The following is a 267-nucleotide window of genomic DNA, read 5'->3' as shown; positions in this document are numbered from 1 at the left end:
TTCGTTGGCGATCGGGCTGGTCACGCCCAGGTCGCGCGCGGCGCGGATCACGTTCGACACACCGACGTCCTTGGTCAGCCGCGCGGCGGCGACGTTCGACGACTTGGCGAAGGCACGCGCCAGGCTGATCTCGCCGGCATAGCGGCCGTCCGAATTCTTCGGGCTCCATTCGCCGATCGTGACCGGCTTGTCCTCGACGGTGCTCTCGGGCGTCATGCCGGAGCGGAGCGCTGCGAGATAGACGAACAGCTTGAAGGTGGACCCCGG

1 protein-coding gene is annotated in these 267 nt (G+C 67.8%); it reads right to left on the bottom strand.

The window, feature by feature from the left end; translation table 11 throughout:
- A partial coding sequence (locus tag CVH10_RS21095) for a penicillin-binding transpeptidase domain-containing protein (protein WP_369335937.1) occupies positions 1-267 on the bottom strand: 267 nt, incomplete at both ends.

The sequence above is a fragment of the Halomonas sp. ND22Bw genome (assembly GCF_003011945.1).
GTDB lineage: Bacteria > Pseudomonadota > Gammaproteobacteria > Pseudomonadales > Halomonadaceae > Halomonas > Halomonas halophila.
The sequence above is the reverse complement of the archived record's forward strand: the minus strand, read 5'-3'. Positions and strand labels throughout refer to the sequence as shown.